At 46.2% G+C, this 8673-nt stretch carries 11 protein-coding genes and 1 pseudogene; all 12 read right to left on the reverse strand.

What is annotated here, in order from left to right:
* On the reverse strand, positions 1-606 hold a 606-nt coding region (locus GRP75_RS14640; protein WP_160789655.1), incomplete at its 3' end, for a ribonuclease E/G.
* 48 nt (positions 607-654) lie between these two features.
* On the reverse strand, positions 655-1533 hold the full coding sequence (locus GRP75_RS14645) for a M50 family metallopeptidase (RefSeq protein ID WP_023989949.1): 879 nt from the start codon (positions 1531-1533) through the stop codon (positions 655-657).
* On the reverse strand, positions 1526-2371 hold the full coding sequence (locus GRP75_RS14650) for a peptidoglycan DD-metalloendopeptidase family protein (protein WP_160789656.1): 846 nt from the start codon (positions 2369-2371) through the stop codon (positions 1526-1528). The genes GRP75_RS14645 and GRP75_RS14650 overlap by 8 nt, the downstream gene beginning before the upstream one ends.
* Before the next feature lie 314 nt (positions 2372-2685).
* Positions 2686-3474 carry a septum site-determining protein MinD gene (gene minD, locus GRP75_RS14655; protein ID WP_160789657.1) on the reverse strand — a complete coding sequence of 263 codons (789 nt, stop codon included), beginning with the start codon at positions 3472-3474 and terminating at the stop codon, positions 2686-2688.
* Between the two features lie 3 nt (positions 3475-3477).
* On the reverse strand, positions 3478-4140 hold the full coding sequence (gene minC, locus GRP75_RS14660) for a septum site-determining protein MinC (RefSeq protein ID WP_013311597.1): 663 nt from the start codon (positions 4138-4140) through the stop codon (positions 3478-3480).
* A gap of 82 nt (positions 4141-4222) precedes the next feature.
* Complete coding sequence (gene mreD, locus GRP75_RS14665) at positions 4223-4753, reverse strand: rod shape-determining protein MreD (RefSeq protein WP_069290212.1); 531 nt, start codon at positions 4751-4753, stop codon at positions 4223-4225.
* Positions 4753-5574 carry a rod shape-determining protein MreC gene (gene mreC, locus GRP75_RS14670; protein ID WP_160789658.1) on the reverse strand — a complete coding sequence of 274 codons (822 nt, stop codon included), beginning with the start codon at positions 5572-5574 and terminating at the stop codon, positions 4753-4755. Before mreC ends, mreD begins: the two co-directional genes overlap by 1 nt.
* Before the next feature lie 55 nt (positions 5575-5629).
* Positions 5630-6664, reverse strand: a complete 1035-nt coding sequence (locus GRP75_RS14675) for a rod shape-determining protein (protein ID WP_013311600.1) — start codon at positions 6662-6664, stop codon at positions 5630-5632.
* Positions 6665-6769: 105 nt separating this feature from the next.
* Positions 6770-7462 carry a RadC family protein gene (gene radC, locus GRP75_RS14680; RefSeq protein WP_025722728.1) on the reverse strand — a complete coding sequence of 231 codons (693 nt, stop codon included), beginning with the start codon at positions 7460-7462 and terminating at the stop codon, positions 6770-6772.
* 13 nt (positions 7463-7475) lie between these two features.
* Positions 7476-8084, reverse strand: a complete 609-nt coding sequence (locus GRP75_RS14685; protein ID WP_061828812.1) for a Maf family protein — start codon at positions 8082-8084, stop codon at positions 7476-7478.
* A 22-nt stretch (positions 8085-8106) separates the two neighbouring features.
* Positions 8107-8349, reverse strand: a complete 243-nt coding sequence (locus GRP75_RS14690) for a DUF4321 domain-containing protein (RefSeq protein WP_023989955.1) — start codon at positions 8347-8349, stop codon at positions 8107-8109.
* A 121-nt stretch (positions 8350-8470) separates the two neighbouring features.
* Positions 8471-8673: pseudogene (locus GRP75_RS14695) on the reverse strand (SPOR domain-containing protein); the annotation flags it as partial.

The following is an 8673-nucleotide window of genomic DNA, read 5'->3' on the forward strand; positions in this document are numbered from 1 at the left end:
TTCGCACGGAGCCGAGTGTTCACCAGCTTTACGCTGAATAGCCGCCCACTGCTTACGCAGTTGATTTAAATCATTTTCAATCGCCTCTATACTCATGTCTTCCGAAACGGTACGGATTATGAGTCCTTCCTCACTTGTGCGTAGCTGCTCTCCCATTGCTTTCAAACGGGTACGTTCGCCCTCACGTTCGATCTTCTTGGATACGGCCACATAATCAGCACGGGGCATATATACGATCCAGCGACCCGGAAGTGAAAAATGAGTGGTGACCCTGGCTCCCTTGCTACCAACAGCCTCTTTTAATACCTGCACTACAATTTCCTGCCCCACCTTTAACACTTCTGAAATGGATGGCTTTACCTCCGGCTGCTTGTCCAAATGAGCATGAAGTACGTCATCTACATACAAAAAGGCATTCTTTCGCTGTCCAATGTCAACAAAGGCGGCTTGCATACCTGGTAGCACATTGACCACCCTCGCTTTGAAAAAAGAACCTAGAATTCCCCGTTTTCGCGGTAATTCAGCCGCATATTCAACCAATCGTCCCTCTTCCAACAGCGCCATTTGGGTCATCTGCTGCTGGCATTGTACAATCATTTGCTTCATGGTTTTTCAACCTCTCTGGATACAGCCTCTTCCTTAACTCATAAAACATTATTTGGGCTTGGGTTCTCCACCATCTGGCGGGCGTGTCGCAAAATAAGAGCGAATAAGACGTTGCTCCGGCAGTACGGCTACAATCCGTCCCTGTTCATTCATAACATAAACCATATGATACCGATCTCTTCTGAAAAGACGCAAAATAGGCTCCAAATGTTTCACTGGCAGGGATACAATAGGTAAGGCAATACTCCCCTTAGCTACTTCGCGGTAAAAAAGCTCGTCCCTCCCCAGCAAAAACCGTATAAAACGGTAAGGGATATTCCGATAATCCACAATATTAGAATAAAGCAAAAAAATCCCTACCGCCAGCAGATTTAAATGCATAGGTCCATTTTGCCTTAACAACGGTGAAATACCATACATACAAAATAGCAGACTCGTTACGATACTGGCTCTAAAAGTCCACACTAATGTGCGGTGATAAGAACAAGATAAGCTAATCAATGACTGTAATATTTTTCCACCATCAAGTGGTAAAATGGGCAGCAAATTAAACAGTGCAATAACTGCATTCCCCTGAATTATATAATTTACATAATCATACTCCAGCCCACTCACATTTCTGAACCACAAAAGGATGATGATCATGATTCCGTTTTGCAGGGGCCCCGCTAGCGCAATGACAATCTCCTTCCACGCATTGAGCTTCCCCTGATCCTCAATGACCGCCACTCCTCCAAAGGGTAACATCTGTATGGAAAGCACCCGCGCGCCCAACAACGAAGCAGCTGTCGCATGACCTAGCTCATGAATAAACACCAATGTAAATAAAGTTATGATCTCGATAAAATGTCCAGTTAATATAGAGGTCAGCATAACCAATACAAACAGTGGATGTAATGATAAGGTCACCCCTCGGACATTAATCAAGGGCTACCACTTCCGACGGGTCAATGTATTGATCCCCTCTCTGAACTGCCAAAAACAAAGTTGCCGCCTCGCTGCCACTGTGACTTGCTGGCAGTACACCGATCTCATCTCCCTCCTGAACCCAGTCGTTCACTTTTAAGGTAGAGCGGGAAAGCCTTCCGTAAGTTGCTGTGATACCGCCAGTGTGTCGAACTGTAACCGAAATCCCGCTTTTGGGATGATTTAATATGTCTAATACTCGTCCTGCATCTATACTTTTAACAGCGATTGCCCCGTTGTCGGTAACATTCGGCGTAATTTCTACTCCTTTAAGGCTCAGTACAAAAGGCTGTGTTATGTTGCCTTCGATCGGTGGAGATCCCTTTCGACTTGCGGCAACCTTGTGCGTTTCATGCTCCTCGCCAAAAATCGGCAAAAAGGAAGGAGCTCCGTCAAAATAAGTTTCATACCATTGTCCGACGGCTGCAAAATCCATATCCTTATTCAAGGCATCCGCAATAAACATTCTCAAATTCACTGCATAGGGAATATCCCAACGAAACATTCCCCATACCATTCCAAATAACACCGTTGCTATGACTGATCTTCGCCAAAAGGAAGTCCAAAAAGACGGACCACGATTCGTCCCAAAAGATTGCTGCCAGCGTTGCCGCTCATTTTTCCACTCAGTTTCTGGGTCTCTGGGCGAGTTGGCACTGACTATAGGCATCGACTTCATATCTTTATCCCCGTGCCTGTTCTGATATATGCCAGAGGGATATGTCTCCGCTTTGCTTCCCGCGATTAGCTGCTGTATACGTTCTTCTCTGCGCTGCTTGATTCCGGAATTTTTATTCATCCTGTTCAGCCCCCTCAGCGAGGTATGTTTGATACATCTTATGAGGACGGGCTTCAACTTATGTTGTCTGGTTCGGGAATACGCACCTAAAAATCAAAAAAAACCGGCGCTAGCGCACCGGTTATGTTTTGTATTTATGATATTTATGTAATGACCCTAAATTTTGAGAAACTGTATTATGGAAATTTAAAAAACAAACCAAAAACACTTAAATAAGATTACTACTTATTTAAGTGTCTAGTATTACAAATGAATACTACTACAGCTCCTACCTTAGAACCAATGGAAAATCACGTAGGAAGTGTGGAAGCAATTTACCAGTCATAACTTCCTGTTTTTGTCATCACGCTTTTCTTCTGGTCCAGCTGCATGAGGGGCACTGTATCGCCCAAAATCCGTCTCGCAATGTTACGGTAAGCAATCGCGGCCTGTGAATCTGGATTCATAACGGTAGGCTCCCCTGTATTAGCTGCTTTAATTACCATTTCATCATCCGGCACAATCCCAATAAGGTCTATGCTAAGCACTTGTAAAATCCCGTCAATATCCAGCATATCTCCGGATTTAACCATGCTATTGCGAATGCGGTTAACCACCAACTTGGGTGATATCACATGTGAGCTTTCCAGTAAACCAATTACCCGGTCTGCATCGCGTACGGCTGCATTTTCCGGAGTGGTCACAACAATGGCCTGATCCGCTCCGGCAATGGCATTTTTAAAGCCTTGTTCAATACCCGCAGGGCAGTCGATCAATATATATTCAAAATCCTTTTTAAGCTCCAAAATAATATCCTTAACCTGCTCCGGCGTAACAGCACTCTTGTCCTTGGTTTGAGCGGCTGGCAGCATATACAGCTCCTCAAAACGCTTGTCCTTAACCAGTGCCTGATTTAAACGGCAACGACCTTCCGCTACATCAACAAGGTCGTAAATAATCCGGTTTTCCAGACCCATCACAACGTCTAGATTACGCAAACCGATATCCGTATCCACCAAACATACCTTTTTGCCGAGCAGTGCAAGCGCTGTTCCTATATTGGCTGACGTCGTCGTTTTGCCGACGCCGCCTTTTCCTGAAGTGACGACGATAGCCTCTCCCATGTGCTACACCCCTTTGAACACGTTAAAATCGCGGCCCAGACGCACAATATTGCTCATTTTATCTATTTGCATAGCGCCATCCTTGAGATACGCAAATTCCATACCGGATTCACGTGTCTCCCATTCGTCTGGTGGACGGCTGATCATTTCGGAAATTCGCAGCTGTGTCGGTGCAAAATAGGAAGCCGCAATAATCGCTTCACTATTTCCCTCCATCCCTGCATGCGCCATGCCTCGCAAAGCGCCGAGGACATAAATATCACCAGTACATGTTATAATTCCACCCGGGTTTACATCTCCCAAAAAGAGTAGGTTCCCATTGTGATGAAGCACTTGACCAGAACGGATAATCCCTGTCACCGTGTGAATAGGGGGCTTTCCCTGCACTTCCACAGGCAATCCAGGTGATTCTACAGACCTGATGAGCAGATTCCCCTTCTGCTTCAAAATCTCCAGAATACTTTCCTTCTGTTCCTCTGTCACTTCTCGGCTTCCCAGCTTAATATCCACATGAATGATCGGGCCTGTTAAAATATTTTGATGACTGTGCTCCAGCTTAAAACGCAGCTCACCCAGCAAATCCTCAAACTCGCATTGATCGTCCAGCAGGAATACCAGGCCATCTTTGATGCCTTTAATCGTGACATGATTCGATTTCACCGCCATTAGCCTGTCCCTCCTATCTCAATCATTTCGTCCCCGGGACGTCAAATCCCTGCTAACCCGGACAAAATGTGTGTAAAAAGACCTAGACAGCCTCTTCCTTTTTCACACGGGTACCCAAACGCTGCAATTGCTTGCGAACTGGGACATAAATGATGAGGGCGAACAGAAAATGGATAAATAAATCAGGAATCATATACTGAGCAAGTGCCCAATTGAAAGTCTGATGATTCAGCTGGAACAGCTGATCAATAGCAAAAAGCATAGAATCCAGCAGGAAACTACCAATCAACACGGCTGCCATCATAATGGGCATCGGCGCACGTCGTGCTGTAAAAACAAGCCCCAATAAGTATGCAGACAACCCCATTGCAAAAGAGTAAGGCCCAATGATAAACCCGTAGAACACTACATCATGAATAAGTCCAAAAACAATACCTAGCACCAATGCTGTATGACGGCTGTAATACACAGACACAAACAAGATCACGACATATACAAAATTCGGAACCATTCTTGAATGCCAACTATCCGGAAGAAGCCACGGAAGAATCGTCCCTTCAGCTATAAACAGTACAAACAGCAGCAGTATTAGAACCTGACCGCGCATCTTCATTATTCCGGTACCTCAGGAGTATAAAGGATGAGCAGTTCTTTCCAATCCACAAAGCTGGCTGCCGGTTTAACAATCGCTGTTCGTGTTTTGCCAAATTCCCCAACCTGAATCTTCTCTACCGTTCCAATCATTAGGTTTTTGCGGAATTTCCCACCTGCACCAGATGTAATAATCTGATCGCCCTTTGCGATTGGGTCTTTTTCTTCAATGCGAGTCATTTGAAATCTGTTCGTACCCGGATCATAGCTTTCAATCATACCAAACGATTGATTTTCCTTGCCCAAGACTGTCGCTGCAATGGCATAAGAATTCGGATTTTTAGGATCCAATGTAGTCAACAACGTAACGGTGGACGTAAAATTCCCAGTACGACTAATGACTCCTACAAATCCTTCAAGCGAACTGACTTCCTGACCAACCTTCGCTCCGTCCTTCTCTCCAATATCAATCACAAGCGTTTTGGAATCATTGCTGACGCTGTTCACTTGAGCAACGCGATAATCATAATTATTTTTCGCCTTTTGCGTTTGGGTGAACTTCAGTTCATTCTGCAGTCTGGCATTTGTTTCAACATAATTATGGGTCTGAATCTGGTCACGAGTCAGCTTTGCTACAGCAATTTTTAACCGTTCATTTTCTTCGTAGATGCTGCGCATATTTCCGATATCTTCAAAGAAGCCCGCTATTGCTGAAGCGGGCCTGTAAAAGATACCTTGCACAAAGCCAATTGAATCTCTGGCGAACTTCTCGGGCCCGGTTAAGGAATTTCTCTGTCCAAGTGTAATCCCCATAAGGGCAATAAACAGAACGATTCCGATCAATAGAACAAATAGTCTTTTATTGCCAAACAGCTTAAACAGTTCCTACACCCCCGATTCAACGTTTGGAACGGACGGCAGAACTGCTGCGCGATTTGAACAAATGAATATTTTCCAGCGCTCTGCCTGTACCGATTGCCACACAATCCAGAGGATTTTCCGCTACGATCACCGGCATTCCGGTTTCACCTGCCAACAGCTTGTCCAGATTACGCAGAAGTGCTCCACCACCAGTAAGTACGATTCCTCTATCCATGATGTCCGCTGCCAACTCGGGAGGGCATTTTTCCAGTGTTACTTTGACCGCATCCACGATTGCATTGACTGTATCCGATAACGCTTCGCTAATTTCATCAGAAGTAATCGTAATCGTCTTCGGCAAACCTGTTACCAGATCACGTCCGCGGATTTCTGAGGTTTCCACTTGCTCTAATGGCATAGCTGAACCAACTTCCATTTTCAGTTGCTCTGAAGTCCGTTCACCAATCATCAGATTGTATTGGCGCTTCACGTATTGGATGATGGACTCGTCCATTTCATCGCCAGCCACACGCACGGAGCGGCTTGTTACAATCCCGCCCAGGGAAATGACTGCCACTTCGGTTGTACCTCCACCGATATCGACAACCATACTGCCTGTAGGCTCCCATACAGGAAGATCAGCGCCAATTGCTGCTGCAAACGGCTCCTCTATCGTATATGCCTCTCTTGCGCCTGCTTGCTTCGTCGCATCTTCAACAGCACGCTGCTCCACCGCAGTAATGCCTGAAGGCACACAAACCATCACGTTCGGATGGCGCGGAAACAAAGAGCGTTGTGCTTGCGCCTGACGGATAAAATATTTGATCATCGTTGCTGTCGTATCAAAATCAGCAATGACACCGTCCTTCATCGGACGAATCGCACGGATATTTCCCGGTGTGCGACCGATCATTTTTTTCGCAGATTCACCAACAGCCTCAATGGTTTTTGTATCTGTACGCAAAGCGACTACAGATGGTTCACGAACCACAATTCCTTTACCTCTTACGTATACAAGCGTGTTTGCCGTCCCCAAGTCTATTCCCAAATCTTTTGTAAAGCCACCCAGCATGATGTAATCTCCTTTTCTCTTCCCTGAAATCTGTTATCCATGTATAAACGGTTTATTCAGGCCGGATTATCCGGTCGTGTTTAAATGTTTGATTTAAATATTATATTATATTAGACCTTGTTCCTTCAAACTTACAAAGGTCCCGTCCCCGATCACAATATGATCAAGCACGTCGATACCCACGATGTTGCCCGCTTCCATCAGGCGGCGAGTCAACTGGACATCCTCCGGGCTTGGCTTCGGATCACCGCTCGGATGGTTATGAGCGCAAATGATTGAAGCACTGCTGCATTTGATTGCTGCCCGAAATACTTCACGAGGATGCACGATGGCAGAATTCAGGCTACCCATAGATAGTGTTTCCTGAGCAATGACATGATTTTTAGTGTTAAGGAACAAGCATACAAAATGCTCTTTCTGCAAATAACGAAGCTGCTCAAACAGCAGATCTGCCACATCCCGCGGGCAACTAATCACCGGGGTCTCCAAATGGCGAGACAATGCTAATCGACGCCCCAGTTCGATACCCGCTTTTAGCTGTATCGCTTTAGCATCCCCAATGCCCTTAATCTGGGTCAACTCGCTCAAGCTCATATCCACCAGTTGACGCAAATTTCCTGCCTGCTGCAAAATACGCTGCGCTAAATGCACCGAAGACTCATTTTGCGTTCCTGTACGCAGCAATATTGCCAGCAACTCCGCGTTGCTTAAGGCATCCGCCCCATATGTCATCATGCGCTCTCTTGGTCGTTCTTCATGGGGGAGGTCGCGAAGCATCAGTATTGGCGACTCCAGCATATGTTTATCCCCTTTATGGACGCAACACATTCACTCCAAAATCGGACAGCATGTCCGACAGCAAGGAAAGCGGCAATCCTACGACGTTAAAATAACAACCCTGAATAGATTCCACCAGCGTAGCACCCATGCCTTGAATGCCATACGCTCCTGCTTTATCAGACGGTTCACCAGTATTCACGTATGCCACAATTTGCTCTTGACTCAGAGGCTTCATTGTAACCTCCGTTTGGCGATGTCTGACAAGCATTTCGCCGGTTCCGGTATGTATGCAGGCTACCCCGGTGTACACACGGTGTGTTCTTCCCTGCAATGCAGTCAGCATGCGAACCGCGTCCGCATGGTCGGCAGGCTTGCCCAGTACCGAACCATCCAGCACGACAATGGTATCACTGCCAATCACCAGTCCGGCTTCCTTCGACTGAGTGGCGGTGTTCACGACCGCTTCGGCTTTGCGTGCCGCAAGGGTCTCCACGATTTGCTGAGGCGTCCAGCTCTCAGGCGTGCTCTCATCCGCATGACTCGGCACCACCTCAAAGGGGAGTCTCAAAAATGCGAGTAATTCCTTCCTTCTTGGTGAAGTCGATGCCAGAATAATGCGGGGCGTAATTTTCCCGTCCATAAGGGAAGCTCCTTTTCATCAGTTAGAGCCTGCGGTACAGCCAGAACGCGGCAATGATGCCGATCAGACTAAGCAGGCTCAATTCAAAATTTATCGTTATGTTGTAGCTGATAATATCCAGGTCCGCTCTCGGCGACCAAGATATCCTAGTGGGGTGGGTCAGAAAGGAAAGGAACTTGATCGATTGAAGGGCTTTGGCAATCCATGCACCCAAGAGCCAACCGAGCAACAAAAACAGTATAAGCATTCCTACATTTTTTTTCATCCTGATCTTCCCTCGCCATTTTTTGACACCTTCATTATTATACGGTGATTTGTACTGCAATACAAACAGAAATCCGGCATGGGGAACTATTTCCAGTTCCTTGCCGGAAAATATGGTTAGCTTATTGTTTTATGAATTGGATAAATTCCCTCTCACGCAAAACATATTCCATCATGGAGGATTGAATCTCCCAAATGTGTTCCTTGGCTGTGTTCTTGTTATATTCCCCAATTGCAGAGATCGCACTGTTCATCGCCTTTTCAAGTGAGGTTGCGGAGACAGCCGCTTCCTTCGAAAGCCCAGTGGGAAGTGCAGTGATATTTT

Source organism: Paenibacillus sp. OT2-17, from assembly GCF_009827695.1.
Classification (GTDB): Bacteria; Bacillota; Bacilli; order Paenibacillales; family Paenibacillaceae; genus Paenibacillus; species Paenibacillus polymyxa_B.

Excerpts from the sequence above, each read along its gene's own strand:
- GRP75_RS14650 (WP_160789656.1), bottom strand. The coding sequence starts at position 2,371 with ATGAATAAAAATTCCGGAATCAAGCAGCGCAGAGAAGAACGTATACAG.
- minD (WP_160789657.1), bottom strand. The coding sequence starts at position 3,474 with ATGGGAGAGGCTATCGTCGTCACTTCAGGAAAAGGCGGCGTCGGCAAA.
- minC (WP_013311597.1), bottom strand. The coding sequence starts at position 4,140 with ATGGCGGTGAAATCGAATCATGTCACGATTAAAGGCATCAAAGATGGC.
- mreD (WP_069290212.1), bottom strand. The coding sequence starts at position 4,753 with ATGAAGATGCGCGGTCAGGTTCTAATACTGCTGCTGTTTGTACTGTTT.
- GRP75_RS14675 (WP_013311600.1), bottom strand. The coding sequence starts at position 6,664 with ATGCTGGGTGGCTTTACAAAAGATTTGGGAATAGACTTGGGGACGGCA.
- radC (WP_025722728.1), bottom strand. The coding sequence starts at position 7,462 with ATGCTGGAGTCGCCAATACTGATGCTTCGCGACCTCCCCCATGAAGAA.
- GRP75_RS14685 (WP_061828812.1), bottom strand. The coding sequence starts at position 8,084 with ATGGACGGGAAAATTACGCCCCGCATTATTCTGGCATCGACTTCACCA.
- GRP75_RS14690 (WP_023989955.1), bottom strand. The coding sequence starts at position 8,349 with ATGAAAAAAAATGTAGGAATGCTTATACTGTTTTTGTTGCTCGGTTGG.